Origin of the sequence: Pseudomonas gingeri (assembly GCF_013386115.1) — a bacterium.
GTDB classification, from domain to species: Bacteria; Pseudomonadota; Gammaproteobacteria; order Pseudomonadales; family Pseudomonadaceae; genus Aquipseudomonas; species Aquipseudomonas gingeri.
Genome location: NZ_JACAOR010000007.1, coordinates 591152 through 615548, shown reverse-complemented (window position 1 = coordinate 615548; position 24397 = coordinate 591152). Strand labels below are relative to the sequence as shown.

Below are 24397 nucleotides of genomic sequence, written 5' to 3'. Positions count from 1 at the left end.
GACCGGATAACGACGCAAGCAGCAGTCACAGGTGGTGCGGCACTGCAATCAGTGCAGCACCGAACGCGCAGTACCTAACGAAGACGGTAAAAAGCATGAATCTTCACGAGTATCAGGGTAAGCAGCTGTTCGCTGAATACGGCCTGCCAGTATCCAAAGGCTACGCGGTAGACACCCCGGAAGAAGCAGCAGAAGCTTGCGACAAGATCGGTGGTTCCGAGTGGGTTGTAAAAGCCCAGGTTCACGCCGGTGGTCGCGGTAAAGCGGGCGGCGTCAAGCTGGTTCGCAGCAAAGAAGACGCTAAGGCCTTCGCACAGCAGTGGCTGGGCAAGCGTCTGGTGACCTATCAGACTGACGCCAATGGCCAGCCTGTCACCAAGATCCTGGTTGAATCGTGCACTGATATCGCTAAAGAGCTGTACCTGGGCGCTGTCGTTGACCGTTCGAGCCGTCGCATCGTGTTCATGGCTTCCACCGAAGGTGGCGTGGACATCGAGAAAATCGCTCACGACACCCCTGAGAAAATCCTCAAGGCCACTATCGATCCACTGGTTGGCGCTCAGCCATTCCAGGGTCGCGAGCTGGCATTCCAGCTGGGTCTGGAAGGCAAGCAGGTTGCCCAGTTCGCCAAGATCTTCGTTGGCCTGGCCAAGCTGTTCAAGGATCACGACCTGGCACTGCTGGAAGTGAACCCGCTGGTGATCAAGGCCGACGGCGATCTGCATTGCCTCGATGCCAAGATCAACATCGACGCCAACGCCATGTACCGTCAGCCTAAGCTGAAAACCTTCCACGATCCGTCCCAGGACGATCCGCGCGAAGCGCACGCTGCCAAGTTCGAACTGAACTACGTGGCCCTGGAAGGCAACATCGGCTGCATGGTCAACGGTGCCGGCCTGGCCATGGGTACCATGGACATCGTCAACCTGCATGGCGGCAAGCCAGCCAACTTCCTCGACGTGGGCGGTGGTGCTACCAAGGAACGCGTAACCGAAGCGTTCAAGATCATCCTGTCCGACACCAACGTCGCTGCAGTACTGGTCAACATCTTCGGCGGCATCGTTCGTTGCGACATGATTGCCGAAGGCATCATCGGTGCAGTGAAAGAAGTCGGCGTGAAAATCCCGGTTGTTGTGCGCCTTGAAGGCAACAACGCTGAACTGGGCGCTAAAGTACTGGCAGAAAGCGGCTTGAATATCATCGCTGCTACCAGCCTGACCGACGCTGCTCAACAAGTTGTCAAAGCTGCGGAGGGCAAATAATGAGCGTCCTGATCAATAAAGACACCAAAGTTATCTGCCAGGGTATTACCGGTTCGCAAGGTAGTTTCCACACCCAGCAAGCCATCGAATACGGCACCAAGATGGTCGGTGGCGTAACACCGGGCAAAGGCGGCACCGAGCACCTGGGCCTGCCAGTGTTCAACACCGTGAAAGACGCTGTAGCAGCCACTGGCGCCACCGCCAGCGTGATCTACGTTCCGGCTCCTTTCTGCAAGGACTCGATCCTGGAAGCGGCATTCGGCGGCATCAAGCTGATCGTCTGCATCACCGAAGGCATTCCTACCCTGGACATGCTGGACGCCAAGGTCAAGTGCGACGAACTGGGCGTGATCCTGATCGGCCCTAACTGCCCAGGCGTGATCACTCCAGGCGAATGCAAGATCGGCATCATGCCAGGTCACATTCACTTGCCAGGCAAGGTCGGTATCGTTTCCCGTTCCGGCACCCTGACCTACGAAGCTGTGAAGCAGACCACTGACGCCGGTTTCGGTCAGTCGACCTGCGTCGGCATCGGCGGTGACCCGATCCCGGGTTCGAACTTCATCGACATCCTGAAGCTGTTCCAGGAAGACCCGAAGACCGAAGCGATCGTCATGATCGGCGAGATCGGCGGTTCGGCTGAAGAAGAAGCGGCTGCCTACATCAAGGCTCACGTGACCAAGCCGGTTGTTTCCTACATCGCTGGTGTGACTGCTCCTCCGGGCAAGCGCATGGGCCATGCTGGCGCAATCATCTCTGGCGGCAAAGGCACTGCAGACGAGAAGTTCGCTGCTCTGCAAGACGCAGGCGTGAAAACCGTGCGTTCGCTGGCAGACATCGGCAAGGCCCTGGCCGAGCTGACCGGTTGGGCTGTCAAGTAAGCCTCGCGCTTAGCTGACGCTCCACCAGCAAAGGCCACCTTCGGGTGGCCTTTGTGCTTTGTGGGTAGGGGAAAGGCCTGTGTCGTTTGTGCTGGCCTCTTCGCGGGCAAGCCCGCTCCCACAGATTCCAGGTGTACGACGCGGACACTGTGGGAGCGGGCTTGCCCGCGAAGGTGTCACTACAGGCTGTACCGATTTCATACGAAAACGCGACAGTGAAGTGTCGCTTATCGGACAACATGCCCTCTAACAGTGCGTTTGCCGCGCAAATTCGTTAGTCTGGCAGCCATTTTGCGTTTGCTCCCCAAAAGGGAGCGGCGCGCTAAACGGGTCAACCTCAAACGGGTCGACAGCATTTCCCCCACCCCACGGGAAATCCCTCTCTAAATTCCGATTCAGCAGTGTGGTATTTCCTTAAATGAAAGTGTTGAAAGGCCAGGACATCCTGGCACTTGGTTTTATGACCTTTGCCCTGTTCGTCGGGGCCGGTAACATCATCTTCCCCCCCATCGTCGGCCTGCAGTCCGGACCCCATGTCTGGATGGCGGCGCTGGGTTTCCTGATTACCGCGGTTGGCCTGCCGGTCGTCACTGTCGTTGCCCTGGCCAAGGTCGGCGGCGCCATGGACGCCTTGAGCAGCCCGATCGGCAAGCTTGCCGGTGGCCTGCTGGCCGCGGTCTGCTACCTGGCGGTTGGCCCGTTGTTCGCCACGCCACGTACCGCGACCGTGTCCTTTGAAGTCGGCCTGGCGCCCTTGACCGGTGAAAGCCCGCTGGCGCTGTTCCTCTACAGTTCGGTGTATTTCCTGCTGGTGTTCTTCATCTCCCTCTACCCGGGGCGCCTGCTGGATACCGTCGGGCGCTTTCTCGCCCCGTTGAAGATCATTGCCCTGGCGGTCCTGGGCATCGCGGCGTTTGCCCTGCCGGCGGGGGATATCGGTACCGCCACGCCTGAATACGTGGCCGCGCCGTTTTCCCAGGGCTTTATCAATGGCTACCTGACCATGGATACCCTCGGTGCCCTGGTGTTCGGCATCGTCATCGTCAACGCCATCCGCTCGCGCGGTGTCGAGTCGCCACGGTTGATCACCCGCTACGCGATCATCGCCGGTCTGATCGCCGGTGTCGGCCTGGCGCTGGTGTATATCAGCCTGTTCCGCCTGGGCTCGGGCAGCCATGAAGTGGCGGTCGGTGCCACCAACGGGGCGGCGGTGTTGCATGCCTACGTGCAACACACCTTCGGCTCCCTGGGCAGCGGTTTCCTGGCGGTGCTGATTTCCCTGGCCTGCCTGGTGACGGCAGTCGGCCTGACCTGTGCCTGTGCCGAGTACTTCAGCCGGGTGCTGCCGCTGTCGTACAAGACCCTGGTGATCATCCTGGCGGCGTTTTCGCTGCTGGTGTCGAATCTGGGGCTGACCAAGCTGATCGCGTTCTCGATTCCGGTGCTGACGGCGATCTATCCGCCCTGCATCGCCCTGGTGGCGCTGAGCTTCTGCCAGTCGTTCTGGCACGCTCAGGGACGTATCGTCGGGCCGGTGATGCTGGTGTCGTTCCTGTTCGGGATGGTCGATGCGCTGAAGGGTGCGGGCCTGGCCGACTGGATGCCGACGCAACTGTCCCACCTGCCGCTGAGCGAGCAGGGGCTGGCCTGGCTGGTGCCTTCGGTGATCATGCTGGTGGTGGTCGTGGTGATTGACCGTCTGCTCGGAAAACGCAGCGAAGCGCTGGCCTGAGGTCTGCGCCCGTCACGAACGGGTTGTGGATAAGTGAAAAAAGCCCCCGTGTCGGATAACGACCGGGGGCTTTTGCTTTGCTTCTTGTCCCGGTGGACTGTTATCCACAGGACTTCAGTAGTTGCATCCCAGGATATTGGAATAATCTGTAGGAAAGTTAGCCGACGGACAAAGTAAAGCCCGCACAAGGCGGGCTTTCTTTTGCAACCTGAGTTCTTCCGCAAAGGAAGAAACTCCAATGACTCAAGAACCGGTGGCTTCTTTATTGGCCTCTTCGGCAGCCGCCTTGTTGGATTCAGCCTGAGCTTTGGCAGCTTCGGCGTTTTCCTTCGCCGCGTCGTTCACCTTATCCTGGGCTTCGTTCATTTTTTGCTGAGCTTGCTCGGCGTGCTGGTTTGCGTCTTGAGCTTTGTCCTCTGATTTTTTATCGCAGGCAGCGAGACCCAGAGAAGCGGTCAGCATCAAGGCAATAGCTAAAGTCTTACGCATGGGGTATTGCTCCTTTGTGGAAATAGTTACTACTGGCCTTTCGAACCCGAGCCCAAGGGTTAAGTTCCTTGATTTGCAAAGATATATAACTATTCCCGGTGCGGAACTTTTACCAATTGTGCAGATTTTATCGTCGCCGATATTGATATGAGATGTTCATTCCATGAGTGAGAACCCCGTTTTTGAGCGCGCCACGCGTTTTCTCGGTGCACTGCGGCATTGCCAGGTTCTCGGCCTGTCCCTGCACAGTGCCGATACCCGTGGATTGACCTTGATCCTGCCCTACAGCCCGCAGATCGTCGGTGATCCCCAGAGCGGCGTGATCCATGGCGGTGCCCTGACGTCGCTGATGGACACCGCCTGTGGCATGGCGACCCTGTGCGTCCTGCCCGAGTTCGAAGTCTGTCCGACCCTCGACCTGCGGATCGACTACATGCACCCCGCGCAGCCGGGCCAGGACGTCTATGGCTTCGCCGAATGCTACCGGGTCACCCGCGACATCATTTTTGCCCGCGGTGTTGCCTACCAGGATGATCCGGCAAACCCCATCGCCCATGTGGTCGGGACCTTCATGCGCATGGGCAAGGGTATCAAGGGCAGCCAGCGCTTCGGTGGCTCGATCAACGGAGGAGCGGCATGAGCAACGACTTCAAGGACCTGCTCCAGCAGGCACACCAGCAAGGCGACTATGGCCAGCTCCTGCAACGGATTCCCTACGCCAAGCTGATCGGCATCGAATGCTCCCGCTTGGGGGACGAGTTGCTGTTCCGCCTGCCGGCGAACAAGGACAATATTGGTAACCCTTTGTTGCCGGCGATCCATGGTGGTGTCATCGCCGGCTTCATGGAACTGGCGGCCGCCCTGCACCTGCTGGTCTTCACCGGTTCGCCCGGGGTGCCCAAGGTCATCGACTTCTCCCTCGACTACCTGCGTGCCGGGCAGTTTCGCGATACCTATGCCAAATGCCAGGTATGTCGCCAGGGCCGACGGGTGGCGAATGTCGCCATTACCGCCTGGCAGAGCACCGAGGCCGAGCCGATTGCCACCGCCCGGGCCCACTTCAAGATCGAGGAAACACTCCCCAGCACTTGAAATCCCCACCATAGCCCCCAACTTTGATGACAACCCGCCGCCAACCCTCAGGGGGGCGGCCACTGCCATCCAATTGGAGTTTGATGACCATGAGTGTGGAAACTCAAAAGGAAACCCTGGGCTTCCAGACCGAGGTGAAGCAACTGCTGCACCTCATGATCCATTCGCTGTATTCCAACAAGGAAATCTTCCTTCGCGAATTGATCTCCAACGCCTCCGACGCCGTCGACAAATTACGTTTCGAAGCCCTGTCCAAGCCTGAGTTGCTGGAAGGTGGCGCCGAACTGAAAATCCGCGTGAGCTTCGACAAGGACGCCAAGACCGTCACCCTCGAAGACAACGGTATCGGCATGAGCCGCGACGATGTGATCACCCACCTGGGGACCATCGCCAAGTCGGGCACCGCCGATTTCATGAAGAACCTCTCGGGCGACCAGAAGAAGGATTCGCACCTGATCGGCCAGTTCGGCGTGGGCTTCTACTCGGCCTTTATCGTCGCCGACCAGGTCGAAGTGTTCAGCCGCCGTGCCGGCCTGTCGGCCAGCGAAGGCGTGCACTGGTCTTCCAGGGGCGAGGGCGAGTTCGAAGTCGCCACCGTGGAGAAAGCTGATCGCGGCACCCGCATCGTCCTGCACCTGAAGTCCGGTGAAGACGAGTTCGCCGATGGCTGGCGCCTGCGCAATATCATCAAGAAGTACTCCGACCATATCGCCCTGCCGATCGAACTGCCGAAAGAAACCGCGGCCGCCGAAGGCGAAGAGAAACCGGCGCTGGAATGGGAAACCGTCAACCGTGCCAGTGCCCTGTGGACCCGTCCGCGCACCGAGGTGAAGGACGAGGAGTACCAGGAGTTCTACAAGCACATCGCCCATGACTATGAGAACCCGCTGAGCTGGAGCCACAACAAGGTCGAAGGCAAGCTGGAATACAGCTCGCTGCTCTACGTGCCGGCCCGTGCGCCGTTCGACCTGTACCAGCGCGAGGCACCGAAAGGTCTCAAGCTGTACGTCCAGCGCGTCTTTGTCATGGACCAGGCCGAGTCCTTCCTGCCGCTGTACCTGCGCTTCATCAAGGGCGTGGTCGACTCCAACGACCTGTCCCTGAACGTATCGCGAGAAATCCTGCAGAAAGACCCGATCATCGACTCGATGAAATCGGCGCTGACCAAGCGTGTCCTCGACATGCTGGAAAAACTGGCGAAGAACGAGCCCGAGCAATACAAGGGCTTCTGGAAGAACTTCGGCCAGGTCATGAAAGAAGGCCCGGCCGAAGATTTCGCCAACAAGGAAAAAATCGCCGGCCTGCTGCGTTTCGCCTCTACCCAGGGCGAAGAAGGCGAGCAGGTGGTGTCCCTGGCCGAGTACCTGGCACGCGCCAAGGAAGGCCAGGACAAGATCTACTTCCTGACCGGCGAAACCTACGCCCAGGTCAAGAACAGCCCGCACCTGGAAGTCTTCCGCAAGAAAGGCATCGAAGTGCTGCTGCTGACCGATCGCATCGACGAGTGGCTGATGAGCTACCTCAACGAATTCGACGGCAAGAGCTTTGTCGACGTGGCACGGGGTGACTTGGACCTGGGCAACCTGGACTCGGAAGAGGACAAGAAGGCTGCCGAGGAAGTCGCCAAGACCAAGGAAGGCCTGGTTGAGCGCCTCAAGACCGCCCTGGGCGACGCTGTCAGCGAAGTGCGGGTTTCCCACCGCCTGACCGACTCGCCGGCGATCCTGGCCATTGGTGAGCAGGACCTGGGCCTGCAAATGCGCCAGATCCTCGAAGCCAGCGGGCAGAAGGTGCCGGACTCCAAGCCGATCTTCGAATTCAACCCGACCCACCCGTTGATCGAGAAGCTCGATGCCGAGCCGGACGAAGACCGCTTCGGCGACCTGTCCCATATCCTGCTCGACCAGGCGGCCCTGGCGGCCGGCGACAGCTTGAAGGACCCGGCGGCCTACGTGCGCCGACTGAACAAGCTGCTGGTTGAACTGTCGGTTTGATCACGCTGTAGAAAAACCCGCTTCGGCGGGTTTTTTAATTTCCAGATGTCCTTGCGGAGTGTGCAATGAGCCAAATCACTGTGAGTTCTGTGGCCTATCAGATTGATGGCCAGTCCTACGAGGGTCGCCTGGCCTTCGATGCCAGCCACCAGGGCGCCCGCCCGGGGCTGTTGATGGCACCCAACTGGATGGGTGTCAGCGCCGGCGCGGAAAAGATTGCCGAGGCCGTGGCTGCCAAGGGTTATGTGGTGCTGATCGCTGACCTCTATGGGCAGTCGGTTCGCCCGCAGAACGGCGACGAGGCGGGTGCGGCGATGATGCCGCTGAAGAACGACCGGGCCGAATTGCGCAAGCGCATGCAGGCGGCGTTCGAGGCGTTGCAGGGGCAGGGCCTGGCGGCGGTCGACAAGTCGAAACTGGCGACTTTCGGTTTCTGCTTCGGCGGTTGCTGCTCGCTGGAACTGGCCCGTACCGGCGCGCCGTTGAAAGCGGCGGTGTCGTTCCACGGCACCCTGGATACGCCGAACCCGGCGGATGCGCGGAACATCAAGGGCGCGGTCCTGGTGCTGCACGGCGCGTCCGACCCGTTGGTGCCGAAGGAACAACTGCCGGCATTCGAGGACGAGATGAACGCCGCCGGTGTCGATTGGCAACTGTTGAGCTACGGCGGTGCGGTGCACTCCTTCACCGATCCGCATGCCAACGTACCGGGCAAGATGATGTACGACGCGAAGACCGCCAGCCGCGCCTTCGTCTCGATGCATAACCTGCTGGAAGAAGTGTTCAAGGGCTGACTCTTGTCACAGCCCTGACGACCTCTTCGCGGGCAAGCCCGGCTCCCACGGGGTTTGTGTTTGGTTACTGAATCGCGGCGCGGCGTGATCCCTTGTGGGAGCTGGCTTGCCAGCGATGAGGCCCTTGAGCACCATGGCGCCCATCCGGACGCCATCGCCAGCAAGCCGGCTCCCACGGGTTTTGTGTTTGGTCGCTGAATCGCGGCGCGATCCCTTGTAGGAGCTGGCTTGCCAGCGATGAGGCCCTTGAGCCCTACGGCGCCCATCCGGACGCCATCGCCAGCAAGCCGGCTCCCACAGTTCTGCGCCAGACGGTGTCCCTGTGGGAGCGGGCTTGCCAGCGATGAGGCCCTTGAGCCCCATGGCGCCCATCCGGACGCCATCGCCAGCAAGTCGGCTCCCACAATTTCGTGCCAGGCGGGGTCCCTGTGGGAGCGGGCTTGCCCGCGAAGAACGATAACGCGGTCTCCCGGCCTACCGCGGCAGTGCGATCCGCTCGCTTTCCCCCGGGACCGTCGGCCAGTCCCCGGCCGCCCAGCGTGCCCGCGCCTGATCGATCAAGGCCGGATCGCTGGCGACGAAGTTCCAGTTCATCCGCCGTGGTCCATCCAGCGGCGCCCCGCCAATCATCACCAGATGACACTCGCCCGCGGCGAACAGCGTGGGACTTTCCCCGCCCGGCAGCACCACCAGGCTGCGCGGCACTAACGGCTCACCGTCCAGCTCGACCTCGCCGTCCAGCACATACAACGCCCGTTCCTCGTGTTCATCGGGGATCAGCAGGGTGGTTGCCGTGTCCATCCACACCTCGGCATAGACCGTGGGCGACAGCACCGGCACGGGTGACGTCAGACAGAAGCCGCTGCCGGCGATCAGGCGGATCCTTACCCCCAGGTTGTCGCTGGTGGGCAGGCTGGCGGCGGGGTGATGGCTGTAGTGCCCCGGTCCCTGTTCATGCTCCCTGGGCGATGCCAGCCAGACCTGCAGGCCATGCAGGGCGGAACCGCTGGCCATCAGTTCGGCCGGCGTCCGCTCGACGTGGGCAATGGCGCTGCCGGCGGTCATCCAGCTGACTTCGCCGGGGCCTACCCGCTGCTCGGAACCGAGGCTGTCCTTGTGCAGCAGTTCGCCTTCGAACAGGTAGGTCAGGGTCGACAGGCCGATATGCGGGTGCTGCCGGATATTCATGCCGCTGCCCGGTGGATAGCGGGTTTCCAGCATATGGTCGAAAAACACGAAAGGCCCGACGCTGCGGCACTGGGCCGAGGGCAGGGGACGCAGGATCGGTTGACCTTCGACATCCTCGGCGCGAGGACGAATCACCAACGGTGTGTTCATGGGGCTTCCAGGCTCGGCGGGCAATGCGCAGAGCATAACCCGCTTTTTCGCCGCTGCCGTTACTGACTGAAGGCGCCTTCGGACAGCAGGGTTTCGATGCTGACTTCGCTGGTGGTCATCAATTTGTGGATCGGGCAGCGGTCGGCGACCTTGTGCAGTTCATCGCGCTGGGCATCGCTCAGCACGCCCTTGAGGGTGAGCTTGACCAGCAGGCCGTATTTGCCCTTCTGCTCCTGGCTATTGTCGCGCTTGACCTCGACCGTGACGCCGGTCAGCGGGATGCCTTTCTTCTGCGCGTAGAGCTTCAGGGTCAGGGCCTTGCATGCACCCAGGGCCGCGTCGAAGTAGTCGTGGGGTTCCGGCGCGGAGCCCTCGCCACCGGCGGTTCTGGGCACATCGGCGAACAACTGGTGATCATCGATCTGCACGCTGTGAAGAAAACCTTCGCTCGATTCGGTGTTGATGGTGATGGTCATGACATACCTCAGGCAGAGAGTGACGGGAAAAGACCCTGAACCTTATAGAACACTCCACCGGGGCGGTGTTCAGCTTTTTTCGCGTCCGCGCGCCCTCGTGGAGCGCATATCGGACTTCTTGGGCGCTTTGATATCACGCTTTCGTCTAACGCAAATGTTGCAAATGCCTCTACCGTTGAAGACAGCGTGATAGCGGGTGGATGCCGCGTTTTTTGCCGAAGTTTTGCCACGAAACCGTTGTGAGCGAAGTTTTTTACATGAAGTCTTGCGGAGGGAGCCGAAGCGATGAGCAGTATCCGGAGTTTGAACATAGCGCCACGAGCGGGCCTGGGGTTTGGCTTGCTGGCGTTGATGGTGTGCCTGCTGGGCGGCTTTGCCCTGTTGCAGATGGGCAATATGCGCCAGCAGTCCGAAGCGGTGGAAACCAACTGGTTGCCCAGTGTGATGGCGGTCGGCGAGATCAGCCAGGATCTGCTGCGGGTCCGGGCGTTGACCCTGCGCCTGCTGCTCAACCGCGATCCCCAGGTCCTGGCGGAGAACGAAGCCAAGCTCAATCACCTGAAAAGCGGCCTGGACAAGGCGCAGGGGCGTTATGAGGCGCTGATGTCGTTGCCTCGGGAGCAGGAGATGTTCGAGCGTTTCAAGGGCGTCGAGCAGCAATACCTCCAGCGCCAGCAGCAGGTCATGGCCTTGTCCGGGGAAGGGCGGCTCGAAGACGCGGTACGTATCGTCAACGGCGAGATGAACCAATTGGCCGATGAAATGGCCACGACCCTGCATGAGCTGGTGGAACTCAATAAGCACCATGCCACCCAGGCCACGGACTTGGCCCAGGCCGTGTTCAGTCGCTCGCGGATCTGGGTCGCCGGGATGATTGCCCTGACCGCGCTCATCACCGTCGGCCTCGCGTTGCTGCTGACCCGCAGCATCGTCCTGCCGCTGGCGCAGTCGCTGGGAGTGGCCGAGGTGGTGGCCTCCGGCGACCTGACCGCGGTGATCGATGTCGACGGCCACGACGAGCCGGCGCGCCTGCAGGCGGCGCTCAAGGACATGCAGCAGCGCCTGCGGGAGACGATCCGGCAGATTTCCGATTCTTCCAGCCAGTTGGCCTCCGCTTCCGAAGAGCTCAGTTGCGTCACCGAGGATGCCACCCGTGGCTTGCACCAGCAGAGCCTGGAGATCGAGCAGGCGGCCACCGCGGTCAACCAGATGACTGCGGCGGTGGAGGAAGTGGCGAGCAACGCGGTGGCGACGTCCGAGGCCTCGCGCGAGTCCGACCGGATTGCCCAGCATGGTCGCGAACAGGTACGCCAGGCGGTGCTGTCCATCGAGTCGCTGGCCGATGACGTCAGCGGCAATGTGCTGCAGGTCGAGGACCTGGCGCAGAAGGTTTATGGCATCAGCAAGGTGCTGGAGGTGATCCGTTCGGTGGCCGAGCAGACCAACCTGCTGGCGTTGAACGCGGCCATCGAGGCGGCCCGGGCCGGGGAGGCCGGGCGCGGTTTCGCCGTGGTGGCCGATGAGGTGCGCGGGCTGGCCCATCGTACCCAGCAATCGACCCAGGAAATCGAGCAGATGATCGGGGCGATCCAGCAGGGCACCGAGCAGGCGGTCAGCGCCATGCAGAAAAGCAATGGCCGGGCCCGTTCGACCCTGGAAGTGGCCAAGGCCGCAGGCGATGCCCTGGATGAGATCGCCACGGCGATCACCCTGATCAACGAGCGCAATATCGTGATTGCCAGCGCCTCGGAGGAGCAGGCGGCGGTGGCGCGGGAGGTGGACCGCAACCTGATGAATATCCGCGACCTGGCCCTGCAGACCTCGGCCGGGGCCAACCAGACCAGTGCGGCGAGCCAGGAGCTGTCACGGCTGGCGGTGGACCTCAATGGCCTGGTGGCACGCTTCTCGGTGTAAGGAGCGCCGTGGCCTGTGGCACAGACTTGTAGGAGTGGGCTTGCCCACGAAGAACGATAATGCGCTGTATCTGCAACACCGCGTCGCGCCATTCGCGGGCAAGCCGGCTTCCACACAAGCGGGGCTGATATTTCAGGCAAAAAAAAACGCCCCGAACCGGTCGGGGCGTTTTTCATCTCGCGATCAGGCCGGGCTTACTTGCCCTGCCAGCGCTTCAGGACCAGGGTGGCGTTGGTGCCACCGAAGCCGAAGCTGTTGCTCATCACGTTGTTCAGCTCGACGTTTTCGCGGGTCTTGGTCAGTACCGGCAGGTCGGCGACTTCCGGATCCAGCTCGTCGATGTTGGCGGAACCGGCAATGAACTTGCCTTCCATCATCAGCAGGCAGTAGATCGCTTCGTGAACGCCGGCGGCGCCCAGGGAGTGACCGGACAGGCTCTTGGTCGAACTGATGGCCGGGGCCTTGTCGCCGAAGACTTCACGCACGCCCTTCATTTCCGCGACGTCGCCGACCGGAGTCGAGGTGCCGTGGGTGTTCAGGTAGTCGATCGGACCGTCAACGGTGGCCATTGCCATCTGCATGCAGCGCACGGCGCCTTCGCCGCTTGGCGCGACCATGTCGTAGCCATCGGACGTCGCGCCGTAGCCAACGATTTCGGCGTAGATCTTCGCGCCACGGGCCAGGGCGTGTTCCAGCTCCTCGACCACGACCATGCCGCCGCCGCCGGCGATGACAAAACCGTCACGCTTGGCGTCGTAGGCACGGGAGGCCTTTTCCGGCGTGTCGTTGTACTGGGTGGACAGGGCGCCCATGGCGTCGAACAGGAACGACTGGCTCCAGTGCTCTTCTTCACCGCCGCCGGCGAAGACGATGTCCTGCTTGCCCATCTGGATCTGCTCCAGCGCGGTACCGATGCAGTGGGCACTGGTGGCGCAGGCGGAGGAGATCGAGTAGTTCAGGCCCTTGATCTTGAACGGCGTGGCCAGGCACGCGGAAACAGTGCTGCCCATGGTGCGGGTCACGCGGTATGGACCGACGCGCTTCACGCCTTTTTCGCGCAGGATATCCAGCGCTTCCATCTGGTTCAGGGTCGATGCGCCGCCGGAGCCGGCCACCAGGCCGGTACGCGGGTTGGAAACCTGCTCGTCGGTCAGGCCGGAGTCGGCGATCGCGTCCTTCATGGCCAGGTAGGCATAAGCCGCCGCGTGGCCGACGAAGCGATAGATCTTGCGATCGATCAGTTCTTCGAGGTTGAGGTCGATGGAGCCGGAAACCTGGCTACGCAGACCCATTTCGGCATATTCCGGGTTGAAGCGGATGCCAGGGCGGCTTGCACGCAGGTTAGCGGAGACGGTCTCTTTGTCATTGCCCAGGCACGAAACGATGCCCAGACCAGTGATAACGACGCGGCGCATGCGGATAACCCTTAGAAGTTGTCAGTGGAGGTGAAAACGCCGACCCGGAGGCCTTCGGCGGTGTAGATCTCGCGACCGTCGACCGTCACCGAACCGTCGGCGATGGCCAGGTTCAGCTTGCCCTTGAGGACGCGCTTGATCTGAATGTTATAGGTGACCTTCTTGGCGGTCGGCAGGACCTGGCCGAAGAATTTCACTTCGCCCGAACCCAGCGCGCGGCCGCGGCCCGGCAGGCCCTGCCAGCCGAGGAAGAAGCCGACCAGTTGCCACATGGCATCGAGGCCCAGGCAGCCCGGCATCACCGGATCGCCTTCGAAGTGGCAGGCGAAGAACCACAGGTCCGGGGTGATATCCAGCTCGGCGACCAATTCACCTTTGCCGTACTTGCCACCCTCTTCGCTGATATGGGTGATGCGATCCACCATCAGCATGTTCGGGGCGGGCAGTTGCGCGTTACCTGGGCCGAACAGCTCACCGCGACTGCAGCGAAGCAGATCTTCCCGGGTAAAGGCGTTTTGTTTGGTCATGCGAGCTCCTCAATAATCCCATGCGGCAGGGTGGGGCAAATCTTCCCGGCCGATCGAAGCCTTCATGCCTCGAATCGACAGCCTACTCATAGACTATTGCGTTGTAGTGAAAGTCACAGCACAAGGGACATGAATGTACACTTGTGCACTGAAATTATTATTCAAGCCGGTTTCATGGCTCGTTTGGGTGCCTAAGACTGCCGCACTTTCGCCTTTCACGCCAGTCGCACATCGTATTCAGGGTACCCAACGCTGCAGAATCTGTTGCAGATCAGTGCGTTTGAAGGGCTTGGCCAGGTAATCGTTCATGCCCGCCACCAGGCACTGCTCGCGGTCGCCCTGCAAGGCGTTGGCGGTCAGGGCGATGATCGGCAACTGCGCGCCGTCGGGCAATTGGCGGATCTGCCGGGTGGCCTCGTAGCCGTCGACGAGCGGCAGCCGGCAGTCCATCAGGATTGCCGCGAAATCGCCGGTTTTCGCCAGCTCGACCGCCTCGATGCCGTCATGGGCCAGGCTGACCTCGAAGCCCAGGCTGCGCAGCATGGCTTCGATGACGGTCTGGTTCACCGGGTTGTCCTCCACCAGCAGGACCTTGCGCCCTTCGCCGTGGCCGGCCAGCAGCTGCGGCAAGGCCTCGGGCTCGACCTGGCGGTACAGGGCGAGGGGGATTTCCAGGGTGAACACCGAACCCTGGCCCTCTTCGCTGCGCGCATGCAGGGTGCCGCCCATGCGCTCGGCCAGGGTCCGTGCAATCGGCAGGCCGAGGCCGGTGCCGCCATAACGCCGGGAGATCGAGCTGTCGGCCTGCTGGAAGGCATTGAACATCAGTTCCAGCCGTTCGGCGGAAATGCCGATGCCGCTGTCGCGCACCGTGCAACTGAACCAGATCACCTCATCGTCCAGGCCCTGCCAGGCCGGCTCGATACTGACGCTGCCGTGCTCGGTGAATTTCAGCGCATTGCCGACCAGGTTGACCAGGATCTGCCGGATCCGTGTCGGGTCGCCCTTGACCTGCAGGTTGTGCAGGCCCGGCGGGAACTGCAGGTTCAGTTGCAGCCCGCGTTGCACGGCACTGTGCTGGAAGGCCTGGGCACAGCTGCTGATCAGCTCGCCGAGGCCGAAAGGAATATGTTCCAGTTCCAGGGCCGAGCGCTCGATCCGCGAGAAATCGAGGATGTCATTGATGACCTTGAGCAGGTGCTCGGTGGACTCCGAGGCGAGGGTCGCGTACTCGGCCTGTTCGTCGGTCATCTCCGTCGTTTCGAGCAGTTGCAGCATGCCCAGTACGCCGTTCATCGGGGTGCGCAGCTCGTGGCTCATCATGGCCAGGAAGTCGGACTTGGCATTGTTGGCCCGTTCCGCTTCCTCGCGGGTCTGGATCAGTTGCGCGATGGCCTGGTGCTGTTCGCGACTGGCTTGTTCGAGGCCGGTGGCGAGGTTGTTGATATGCCGCGCCAGGTCGCCGAGCTCGGTGTCATCCGGCACCGGTAGCGGGGTCTTGTAGTCACCCTGCTGGATGGCCTTGACCGCGTGGCCCATGGCGCTGATCGGCTGCGACAGGTTGGCCGCCAGGCGGCGGGCCAGCAGGAAGGTGAAGAGCAGGGCGAACAGCGCCAGGATCCCGGCCTTGAGCAGGATTTCCTGCTGGCGCTGGTTGAAGGCGTCGTTGGACATGCCGACGATCACCCGCCCCAGGTAATCCTCGCCCGCGGCCACGGCGGCGCCACTGGTGCCTTGCAGGAAATCGCTGTCGAGCTGGATGCGTTGCAGGCGCACCGGGGCCTGGAACACTTCGACCTGTTGCGCGCGGCTATGGCTTTCCGAGGGTTGCTCGACATAGACCAGGATGTTGTTGCTGCGGTCCTGGACTTCGAGGAAGCGTACATGCGGAGTGGTCAGGCTGGCCTTCATCAGGCTTTCGAGCACTTCATTGTTACCAGATATGACGCCGTACTCCGTGGCCGGTGCCAACTGGTTGGCGATCAACTGGCCGGTGTGATTGAGTTCCTGGCGCAGGTCCTGGATCCGCACGAAAGTGAAGAAGCTGATCAGTAACAGGGTCAGCAGCAGGGCCGGGCCGAGGCTGATCATCTGGGTACGGGCGTTGATGCCCCAGTGCCGGCGCAGGTTCATGGGTGGGATTCTCCTTCGGCCAGCCGGGTGGCGACCGAGACTTCGTCGATCGGCTCCAGGCTCAGCGAGCGGGCAACCTGCGGATTGCTCAGTATTTTGAAACGCGGGGGGTAGAGCGTACGCGGCCAGCTGTTGGGGGATTGGTCGAGCAGCTTGTCGAGGATCGCCAGCCAGTCGTTCTGGTCGCTGTAGCTGCTGGCCAGGCTGCCGGCCTTGACGAAGCCGGCGTTCGGCCCGATCAGCGCCAACTGCCGGGAATAGCTGCTGAGCAGCAGGTTTTTCGCGGTCTTCGGGTTGTACAGCGTCGCATCGTCGATCCCCAGCAACACGTCGCTGCCGCGCAACAGGTTCTGCAGGGGACGGCTGTCGGCGGTGTCGTCCCAGCGCTGGGGGACGATTTCCAGTCCCAGCGGCTGGGCCGCCTGACGCAGTTCCGCGAGGAGGAACTCGCTGTCATCGTCATACAGCACGCCGACCCGTCGCGCCTGCGGCAACACTGCGTTGATCAGGTGCAATTGTCGCGAGGGCGGTGGATCGCTCCAGAGCAGGCTGAGCTGGTTCGGCAACTGTTCGCCGAGGCGCTGGCGCGCTTGCAGGCGGCTGATGCGCAAGACCAGGGTGGCCGGACCCTGGCGATCGCCCAGGCGCCAGTCGAGGCTGGGCGGGTCGAGCAGGATCAGGCGTGTCCCTGGCGGCAGTTGGCTCGGCGGCGGCAGTTGCCCGAAAGGCACGAAGCGTACCCGGTCCTCGGGGCGCTGCTGCGCCAGGGCGCTGGTAAAGGCCTGTACCCCGGAACTGTCCTCGGCGCCGGTGAGCAGCACATCGGCGGCCCGGGCCTGGACTATCAGTACAAGCAGCACCAGCAGGCCGCTGGCCAGCTTGCCGAGCCAGGCTCCGCAGGCTGATGTCATCCTTGACTGACGGTCGTCCATGCTCAGAATTCCAGCTCGGCGCTGAAGTAGAACACCTGGCGCTGGTCGTAGTTGTTGTCGGGCCAGGTGACGGGCTGGTCATCCAGGCGTTGCTGCACGACCCCCGACAGCTCCAGGCTGGCCTTGCGCAAGGGGATGCGCTTGGCGACCCGCAGGTCGACCCGTTGGAAACGATACTGGTTGATCGCGTCGTCGCCGTAATAGAACAGCGCGCTCGACCAGCCCGCGCCCCAGTCGCGCATCCAGCCGGCGGAGCCGCTGTTGCGGGCGGTGAACTGTTCGTCGGTGGGGTTGCTGGCCTGGGTATCGACATAGGCATAGGTCAGGCGTAGCCGGTCGGCGGCGCTCAGGTGCCAGTCGAGCTGGGTTTCAGTACCGCTGAAGCGGGCGCTGTTGGCATTGCTGGCGATGTACTGGTTGTTGCGCAGCGGCGAACTGACCATCGAGGTGATTTCGTCGTAGAACAGTTTCACGTCGAGGCTCAGCCCGATATCCGTGAAGAAACCGTTGTAACCCAGTTCCCGCGAGCGCATCCGCTCCTTGTCGAGGTTGCCCGGGCCGCGGGTCTTGACGAAATACTGGCCGCTGGTCTGGCCGTAGGTCGGTGAGTCGAGGTTGGTCACCCGGTAGCTCCAGTTGACGTTGTTCTCGAACATGTCCGGCGAACGGATGGCCTCGGAATACACGGCACGCAAGCCGTGTCGCGGATTGATCAGGTAGTTGACGGCAAACCGCGGGGTCAATGAGTCACCGGTCAGTTGCGCGTTTTCGTACATGGCGCCGCCCTGGAGCAACCAGTGTTCGCTGGCGCGCCACTCCAACTGCCCGAACAGGCGCCAGGTGTTGTCGTCGACGGTGCCATTGAAGTAGGTCTCGGAGTCTGCCCGGTCATAACGATAGTTCATGCCGCTGACCAGGCGCAGGCTGTCCGACAGGCTCAGGGTGTCCTGCAGTTCCAGGTCGTAGCGGGTCTCGCGGGTGCTCTGGTCGATATCGCCGCAGACGGTGTCCTTGCCGCCCTGGTTGTACCACTGGTCGAGGACCTGGTTGGCCAGTGCCTGCTCCGAAGTACTCCCCGCCGGCGGGCTGCCCACGTTGTAGTTGGTCATGCCACGCGCCAGCTTTTCCGCATAGTTGGGATTGAGCTGCCACAGCTGGGTCAACTGCGGGCTGAACGATACCTTGGCGTCACAGGCGCGCCAGACCTGCTGGCGATCCCAGTGCTGGGCCGAGCCCTGGATATAGAGGCTGTGCTGTGGACTGATATCCAGGTTCCAGCGCAGGGAACCGGCGTAATCCTTGGCCACCACATCGGAGTTGTCGCCGGCTTCCTGGATCCCCGGGAACACCGCCTGGTAGGTATACGGCCGCTGGTTGGTACCTTCCTTGGCGTTCAACTGCCAGTCGATGCTCTGGCTTTCATTGAGCATCTGGCTGACCGACAGGTTGAAGCGGTTCAGCCGCCGGCTGTCGCGGTAGTCGGCGCCGACACGGTCGCTGTCGAAACCGTCGTCCTGCTGGCCGGACATCGACAGGCGCAGGTCGCCGGTTTCCCAGCCGGTGCCCTCGCTGGCGTACCAGTCATTGATGCCGCGTTCGCCGCGGGTGACCTTGATGCGCGAGCCGTGGGTGCTGCCGGGGGACTTGGTCAGGATGTTGACCACCGCCATCAGCGCGTTCGCGCCGTAGCTGACGGTGTTCGGGCCCCGGAAGACTTCGATGCGCTCGATATCCTCCATGGCCACCGGGATATCGCTCCAGTCCACCGTCGCCAGCCCGGCCCGGTAGACCGAGCGCCCGTCGATCAGCACCTGCATGCGCCGGGCGTTGGCGGCGTCGGTCCCGTGGTAGTTGATCGCCGCCTGGTTGCCGTTGGTGTAGCCGACCATCATGCCCGGCACCAGGCGTAGCAGTTCGGCGATATCCCGGGCGCCACTGGCCTTGATCAGTTCGTTGTCGATCACGGTCATGCTGCCGGGCACCGAGGCCGGGGATTGTTTCAGGCGCGTGGCGGTCAATACCTCGGGCAGCGGCTGGTTTTCCAGGAACAGGTCGTCGGCCAGCACCGGGCTGCTGAACAACAGCGCCAGGAGCATGGGGGAACGCGTGAGGGGAGGGCCAAAGTACACGGCTCAGCCTTGATAACAGATAATAGCCGCGCATGTTAACCGAGCCGGGCGGGTTTGCCATGGCACAGGGCCTGCATTCTGTCTGCAAATTCGGACAAATCCTTGTGTCAGAGCCCTTTGCGCCGAATGCGTTTGGGACTGGCTGCCGCCGGGTGGCTCCGTATAATGCGGCCATCGCCATTGGTATAAACGGATTGCATATGACTGAACAGCACCCTATCGCGGTCCTGGGAGGCGGGAGCTTTGGGACCGCCGTGGCCAATCTGCTGGCCGAGAACGGGCATCGGGTCCGCCAATGGATGCGCGACCCTGAACAGGCCGAGGCCATTCGTGTCAATCGCGAGAATCCGCGTTACCTCAAGGGCATCAAGATTCATCCGGCGGTCGAGCCGGTCACCGACCTGGCCGCGACCCTCGAAAGCTGCGAGCTGTTCTTTGTCGCCCTGCCATCCAGCGCCTTGCGCAGCGTGCTGGCGCCCCATGCCAGGCAACTGAGCGGCAAGTTGCTGGTGAGCCTGACCAAGGGCATCGAGGCGCAGACCTTCAAGCTGATGAGCGAAATCCTCGAAGACATTGCCCCGCAGGCGCGGATCGGCGTGTTGTCGGGGCCGAACCTGGCCCGTGAAGTGGCCGAGCATGCGTTGACCGCCACCGTGGTCGCCAGTGAAGACGAAGAACTCTGCACCCGGGTCCAGGCCGCGCTGCACGGGCGGACTTTCCGCGTCTATGCCAGCGCCGACCGGTTTGGCGTCGAATTGGGCGGGGCATTGAAGAACGTCTACGCGATCATTGCCGGCATGGCGGTGGCGCTGGGCATGGGCGAGAACACCAAGAGCATGCTGATTACCCGGGCCCTGGCGGAAATGACCCGGTTTGCCGTGAGCCAGGGCGCCAACCCGATGACTTTCCTCGGCCTGGCCGGGGTCGGCGACCTGATCGTCACCTGTTCCTCGCCCAAGAGCCGCAACTACCAGGTCGGTTTCGCCCTGGGCCAGGGCCTGAGCCTGGAAGACGCGGTGACCCGCCTGGGAGAAGTGGCCGAAGGGGTCAATACGCTCAAGGTGCTCAAGGCCAAGGCCCAGGAACTGGGGGTCTATATGCCGCTGGTGGCCGGGTTGCACGCGATTCTGTTCGAAGGGCGTACCCTCGACCAGGTGATCGCCTTGCTGATGCGCGGTGAGCCGAAGACCGATGTCGATTTCATTTCCACCAGCGGTTTCAACTGATCCACGGGACAGGAGCAAGACATGAACGAAGCCAAGTACGAATCCATTGTGTTGCGCGTGGTGTGGATGCTGCTGTTCCTGCTGGTCTGGCAGGTCACGCAATTCATCCTCGGCGCCCTGGTGCTGGTGCAACTGATCTACCGGCTGGTCTATGGCGCGCCAAGCGGCAACCTGATGAACTTCGGTGACAGCCTGAGCCAGTACCTCGCCCAGATCGGCCGTTTCGGCAGCTTCCACAGCGACCAGAAACCCTGGCCGTTCGCCGACTGGCCGACACCCCGCGCGCCCGAGGGCGAAGCCCCGCACAGCGTGCCGCCGGCTGCCCACCCGGCCCGTGACGAGGAACCCAAGCTATGAAGTTATGGGTGCTGCGTCATGGTGAAGCCGAGCCGCAGGTGCGCAGCGATGCCGAGCGCAACCTCACCGCCCATGGCCGCAAGGAAGTGCTGCGCAGTGCTGCGCACCTGATCGGTCAGCCACTGACGGCAATCTATGCCAGCCCCTATGTCCGGGCCCAGCAGACCGCGCAACTGGTACGCGAAGCCCTGGGGTTCGAGCCGGAGATCATCACGGTGCCCTGGCTGACCCCCGAGACCCATCCGTCGAGGGTGCTGGAGCACCTGGATACGCCCGACAACCTGCTGCTGGTCAGCCATCAACCGCTGGTGGGCAGCCTGATCGGATTGCTCGAAGACGGCCACCTGCGCACTGCCCAGCCGATGAGCACCGCCAGCCTGGCGGAGCTGGAAGGCGACTGGCCGCTGGCCGGTGGCATGACCCTCAACAGCGTCCGTCACCCCTGACAGGCTCGTGGACGGCGCCGGAAGCGGGCGCCGTCCGTTACCTCATGGCGTCAGTACCGCGCCGATCAGCTCGGTCCTGGCCTGTTTCAAGGTCACCGTATTGACCTTGGCGCCTTTGAAGGTGCAGTGCTCGAAGTACCCCGAGAACATCGCGTGGCGCAGGTCGCTATGATCGAAGTTGTTGCCCTTGAAGCCACTCGACAACAGGGCGCCCTTGAGATTGGCGGCCATGAAGTTCGCTCCGTGGTACTGGCCGAAAAAACGCACTCCCGCCAGGTCGCCGCCACTCAGGTCGACCCCGATCATGTTGACGTTGGTCACCTGCAGCGTGCGCAGCACCTGGCAGATGGCGTCCTTGTGCCAGTTCCTCAACGGCAGCCGGGTATCGACGTCGTGGAAGGGCAGCGCGTCCCCCGGATATCGGCCGCTTGCCGCGATATTCAAGGCGCACAGCTTCATCGCCCGGGTCAGTGACGGCGACAGCGTGGACGGCACCCGCAGGTCGAACAGCTTCTTTTCCACATGCAGGGACACCCGTCCGCCGCCTTCCAGCGGCACACCGTCCCAGCTTTGCAGGATGCCGGGAAAACGGCCGGTGCAGGCCACCATCAATTCCAGCAGCCCACCCAGGGGGTAACGGCGCAGGTCGGGAACGCCGCCGAGGAACGCCTGCGCCGACGACAGACAGTCCTTGAGTCCCAGCACGGCCATGTGCTGTTCGAGGGGGGCTGCCGCAAAGGCTCCCGGCATGGGCTGCCGGTGCGCGTGCGCCGGCGATGCGGGCGATACCGGCTGCTGTGCCTGCTGTGTTCGTGGGCTGCGGACAGGGATCAAGCTTCGAAAAAGGCTGCCTATCGTTGACATGAACGTCTCGTAAGGGGCTGGGAAACCGGAAATTCGACGCGATCCGCCGTCGGCCTGCTATCAGATTCCACCCGTTTTTCCCGACCGGGAACGATATCGCCGGGCTTGCGGTGTCGGCGTGCCCGTGAAATAGTCGGCCAAGCAAGTGCTTGGTTGGTTGTTATCCGGAATAAGAACAAGGGAGGGAGTCTTATGTCTGCCGCTTTTCGTTTGCCCCTGGAAGTCTTCTACGAGCGCGAAGCTCGCCATCCCCGCCAGGCTTACCTGGTCCAGCCGCTGGGCGGAGGCGAGGTGCAGACCCTGAGCTGGTCCGAGGTCGGTCACCAGGCACGTTGCGCGGCCCACTGGCTGCGGGCCCGGGAGTTGCCCCAGGGCAGCCATGTGGCGATCATCTCGAAGAATTGTGCCCACTGGATCATTGCCGACCTGGCGATCTGGATGGCCGGCCATGTCTCGGTGCCGCTGTACCCCAACCTGACGGCCGACTCCGTCGCCCAGGTGCTCGGGCACGCCGAGGCCGCGCTGGCCTTTATCGGCAAGCTCGATGACTGGCCGGCCATGCAGCCGGGGCTTCCCGCCGGCCTGCCGACCATCAGCCTGCCCCTGTGCCCGGCGGGGGATTTCGATTTCCGCTGGGCCGACCTGCAAGCCTGTTCGCCGATCCAGGACGACCCGCTGCCCGCCGCGCAGCAACTGGCGACGGTGATCTATACCTCCGGCACCACCGGCCAGCCCAAAGGCGTGATGCACAGCTTCGCGACCCTGTCGTTTGCCGCCAATCATGCGATTGGGCTGTTCGGCCTGGGGGAAAAAGACCGGCTGCTGTCATACCTGCCGCTGTGCCATGTGGCCGAACGGATGTTTGTCGAGCTGGCGTCGCTCTTCACCGGGCAGACGGTGTTTTTCGCCGAAAGCCTGGACACTTTCCTGGTCGATCTCAGGCGTGCGCGGCCGACGGCGATGTTCGGCGTGCCGCGGATCTGGAGCAAATTCCAGATGGGCGTCCATGAAAGGATCGCGCCGGCGCGACTGGACCTGCTCCTGCGCCTGCCGCTGCTCGGGCGGCAGGTCGGCCGCAAGGTTCTCGCCGGGCTGGGGCTGGATGCCCTGCACGTCGCGCTGTCCGGCGCGGCACCGGTGACGCGGGAGCTGCTGCACTGGTATCGGCGCCTCGGGCTGGAGGTGCGCGAGGTCTATGGCATGACCGAAAACAGCGGCTACTCCCATGTCTGCCGGGGCGGCCAGCATGTGTCGGGGTGGATCGGCCAGCCCTGTCCGGGCGTGGAGGTGCGGATTGACGAGCAGGGCGAGGTGCTGGTTCGCAGCGGCGCGACCATGCTCGGTTATTACAAGGATCCGCTCAAGACGGCCGAAGCCCTGACCGAGGAGGGTTTCCTGCGCACCGGCGACAAGGGGGAACAGGATGCCCTGGGCAATCTGCGACTGACCGGGCGGCTCAAGGAAATCTTCAAGACCAGCAAGGGCAAGTACGTGGCCCCGGCGCCCATCGAGAACCTCCTGGCGGCCAATACCTGGCTCGAACAGGTCTGCGTCGTCGGTGACGGCTTGCCGGCCCCGCTGGGCCTCTGCGTGCTCTCGGCCGCAGCTGCCCAGGTTCCCCGGGCGAGCTTGCAGGCAGGGCTGGAAACCTTGCTGGAGGAGGTCAACCAGGCCCTCGACAAACATCAGCGCTTGCGTGCGCTGGTGGTGGTGAAAGATAGTTGGGCGGTTGAAAACAGCTTTCTGACGCCGACCCTGAAGCTCAAGCGCCCGGTGATCGAGCAGTGCTACGGCGCACGGTTCCAGGCGTGGAGCGAGCACGGGCAGTCCGTGTTGTGGCAGGAATGACAAATAAAAACTGAGGATTGCAAGATGGCCCTGTGGCGCACTGTTCCGAATATCGACCAACTCAATGCCTCGGCGAAGAACACCATCAGCGAAGTGCTGGACATTCGCTTCGAAGCCTTTGACGAGCAGTCACTGACCGCCAGCATGGTGGTCGACCACCGTACTCACCAGCCGTTCGGCCTGCTGCATGGCGGCGCCTCGGTGGTGCTGGCGGAAACCGTCGGCTCGATGGCCAGCTACCTGTGTGTCGACACCAGCCAGTACTACTGCGTCGGCCTGGAAATCAATGCCAACCATCTGCGCGGCGTGCGCAGCGGACGGGTGACGGCGGTGGCGACGCCGGTCCATATCGGCCGCACCACCCATGTCTGGGATATCCGCCTGAGCAGCGACGAGGGCAAGACCAACTGCGTCTCGCGCCTGACCATGGCGGTGGTGCCGCTGGGACAGACGCCGCCGAACCGCTGACAGGCGCCATGGCCATGGCCGGACTGTCATCATTCCTGGCAGTTACGGTCATTGCTGGCGGCGGACGTCCTGCCGACAAT

22 protein-coding genes are annotated in these 24397 nt (G+C 62.6%); 13 read left to right on the top strand and 9 right to left on the bottom strand.

All coding sequences use genetic code 11. The annotated features are described in order from the left end of the window. Window positions 1-95: 95 nt before the first annotated feature. From sucC to brnQ, 3 genes are all read left to right on the top strand, one after another. On the top strand, window positions 96-1262 hold the full coding sequence (gene sucC, locus HX881_RS15230) for an ADP-forming succinate--CoA ligase subunit beta (RefSeq protein ID WP_017127972.1): 1167 nt from the start codon (window positions 96-98) through the stop codon (window positions 1260-1262). Beyond that, on the top strand, window positions 1262-2143 hold the full coding sequence (gene sucD, locus HX881_RS15225) for a succinate--CoA ligase subunit alpha (RefSeq protein ID WP_017127973.1): 882 nt from the start codon (window positions 1262-1264) through the stop codon (window positions 2141-2143). Before sucC ends, sucD begins: the two co-directional genes overlap by 1 nt. A gap of 418 nt (window positions 2144-2561) precedes the next feature. Continuing rightward, complete coding sequence (gene brnQ / locus HX881_RS15220; protein WP_177085263.1) at window positions 2562-3875, top strand: branched-chain amino acid transport system II carrier protein; 1314 nt, start codon at window positions 2562-2564, stop codon at window positions 3873-3875. 243 nt (window positions 3876-4118) lie between these two features. Here the strand turns inward: brnQ and HX881_RS15215 are convergent, their stop codons facing one another. Beyond that, the gene (locus HX881_RS15215; protein WP_017127975.1) at window positions 4119-4364 is read right to left on the bottom strand and encodes a hypothetical protein; all 246 of its coding nucleotides are present in this window, start codon (window positions 4362-4364) and stop codon (window positions 4119-4121) included. 163 nt (window positions 4365-4527) lie between these two features. On the opposite strand from HX881_RS15215, the gene HX881_RS15210 reads away from it, so the two are divergent. The 4 genes from HX881_RS15210 (at window position 4528) to HX881_RS15195 (ending at window position 8244) form a co-directional block, all read left to right on the top strand. Continuing rightward, window positions 4528-5004, top strand: a complete 477-nt coding sequence (locus HX881_RS15210) for a PaaI family thioesterase (RefSeq protein ID WP_177085260.1) — start codon at window positions 4528-4530, stop codon at window positions 5002-5004. After that, window positions 5001-5456: a PaaI family thioesterase gene (locus HX881_RS15205; RefSeq protein ID WP_177085258.1), complete on the top strand. Its 456-nt coding sequence runs from the start codon at window positions 5001-5003 to the stop codon at window positions 5454-5456. Before HX881_RS15210 ends, HX881_RS15205 begins: the two co-directional genes overlap by 4 nt. 89 nt (window positions 5457-5545) lie before the next feature. Further along, a complete protein-coding gene (gene htpG, locus HX881_RS15200; RefSeq protein ID WP_042936275.1) occupies window positions 5546-7450 on the top strand; it encodes a molecular chaperone HtpG in 1905 nt (634 codons plus the stop codon). Window positions 7451-7515: 65 nt separating this feature from the next. Continuing rightward, the gene (locus HX881_RS15195) at window positions 7516-8244 is read left to right on the top strand and encodes a dienelactone hydrolase family protein (protein ID WP_177085256.1); all 729 of its coding nucleotides are present in this window, start codon (window positions 7516-7518) and stop codon (window positions 8242-8244) included. Between the two features lie 474 nt (window positions 8245-8718). Here the strand turns inward: HX881_RS15195 and HX881_RS15190 are convergent, their stop codons facing one another. Both HX881_RS15190 and HX881_RS15185 read right to left on the bottom strand, forming a co-directional pair. Next, on the bottom strand, window positions 8719-9582 hold the full coding sequence (locus HX881_RS15190) for a pirin family protein (RefSeq protein ID WP_177085254.1): 864 nt from the start codon (window positions 9580-9582) through the stop codon (window positions 8719-8721). 59 nt (window positions 9583-9641) lie between these two features. Further along, window positions 9642-10058, bottom strand: a complete 417-nt coding sequence (locus tag HX881_RS15185; RefSeq protein WP_017127981.1) for an OsmC family protein — start codon at window positions 10056-10058, stop codon at window positions 9642-9644. 285 nt (window positions 10059-10343) lie between these two features. Between HX881_RS15185 and HX881_RS15180 the strand changes: the two genes are divergently transcribed. After that, window positions 10344-11972 carry a methyl-accepting chemotaxis protein gene (locus HX881_RS15180; protein WP_177085252.1) on the top strand — a complete coding sequence of 543 codons (1629 nt, stop codon included), beginning with the start codon at window positions 10344-10346 and terminating at the stop codon, window positions 11970-11972. A 194-nt stretch (window positions 11973-12166) separates the two neighbouring features. On the opposite strand, the gene fabB is transcribed toward HX881_RS15180, so the two are convergent. The 5 genes from fabB to HX881_RS15155 form a co-directional block, all read right to left on the bottom strand. Next, entirely contained in the window at window positions 12167-13387 is a 1221-nt protein-coding gene (gene fabB / locus HX881_RS15175) for a beta-ketoacyl-ACP synthase I (RefSeq protein WP_177085250.1), read from the bottom strand. 11 nt (window positions 13388-13398) lie between these two features. Next, window positions 13399-13914: a 3-hydroxyacyl-[acyl-carrier-protein] dehydratase FabA gene (gene fabA / locus HX881_RS15170; protein WP_017127984.1), complete on the bottom strand. Its 516-nt coding sequence runs from the start codon at window positions 13912-13914 to the stop codon at window positions 13399-13401. A gap of 237 nt (window positions 13915-14151) precedes the next feature. Next, entirely contained in the window at window positions 14152-16047 is a 1896-nt protein-coding gene (locus HX881_RS15165; protein WP_177085248.1) for an ATP-binding protein, read from the bottom strand. Further along, on the bottom strand, window positions 16044-16979 hold the full coding sequence (locus HX881_RS15160) for an ABC transporter substrate-binding protein (protein ID WP_370590939.1): 936 nt from the start codon (window positions 16977-16979) through the stop codon (window positions 16044-16046). Before HX881_RS15160 ends, HX881_RS15165 begins: the two co-directional genes overlap by 4 nt. Window positions 16980-16981: 2 nt before the next feature. Next, window positions 16982-19108, bottom strand: a complete 2127-nt coding sequence (locus HX881_RS15155) for a TonB-dependent receptor plug domain-containing protein (protein ID WP_042936145.1) — start codon at window positions 19106-19108, stop codon at window positions 16982-16984. Between the two features lie 200 nt (window positions 19109-19308). On the opposite strand from HX881_RS15155, the gene HX881_RS15150 reads away from it, so the two are divergent. From HX881_RS15150 to sixA, 3 genes are read left to right on the top strand one after another with little or no spacing between them, the layout of a single operon-like run. Continuing rightward, complete coding sequence (locus HX881_RS15150; protein ID WP_177085246.1) at window positions 19309-20334, top strand: NAD(P)H-dependent glycerol-3-phosphate dehydrogenase; 1026 nt, start codon at window positions 19309-19311, stop codon at window positions 20332-20334. A 21-nt stretch (window positions 20335-20355) separates the two neighbouring features. After that, complete coding sequence (locus tag HX881_RS15145) at window positions 20356-20691, top strand: DUF4389 domain-containing protein (RefSeq protein ID WP_017127989.1); 336 nt, start codon at window positions 20356-20358, stop codon at window positions 20689-20691. Beyond that, the gene (gene sixA / locus HX881_RS15140) at window positions 20688-21137 is read left to right on the top strand and encodes a phosphohistidine phosphatase SixA (protein WP_017127990.1); all 450 of its coding nucleotides are present in this window, start codon (window positions 20688-20690) and stop codon (window positions 21135-21137) included. Before HX881_RS15145 ends, sixA begins: the two co-directional genes overlap by 4 nt. Before the next feature lie 42 nt (window positions 21138-21179). Here the strand turns inward: sixA and HX881_RS15135 are convergent, their stop codons facing one another. Next, on the bottom strand, window positions 21180-21848 hold the full coding sequence (locus HX881_RS15135; RefSeq protein WP_017127991.1) for a pentapeptide repeat-containing protein: 669 nt from the start codon (window positions 21846-21848) through the stop codon (window positions 21180-21182). Window positions 21849-22193: 345 nt separating this feature from the next. Between HX881_RS15135 and HX881_RS15130 the strand changes: the two genes are divergently transcribed. After that, a complete protein-coding gene (locus HX881_RS15130; RefSeq protein ID WP_177085244.1) occupies window positions 22194-23849 on the top strand; it encodes an AMP-binding protein in 1656 nt (551 codons plus the stop codon). Between the two features lie 24 nt (window positions 23850-23873). Beyond that, window positions 23874-24317 (top strand): hotdog fold thioesterase, encoded by a 444-nt coding sequence (locus HX881_RS15125; protein WP_017127993.1) that lies wholly within the window; start codon window positions 23874-23876, stop codon window positions 24315-24317. Window positions 24318-24397 lie beyond the last annotated feature (80 nt).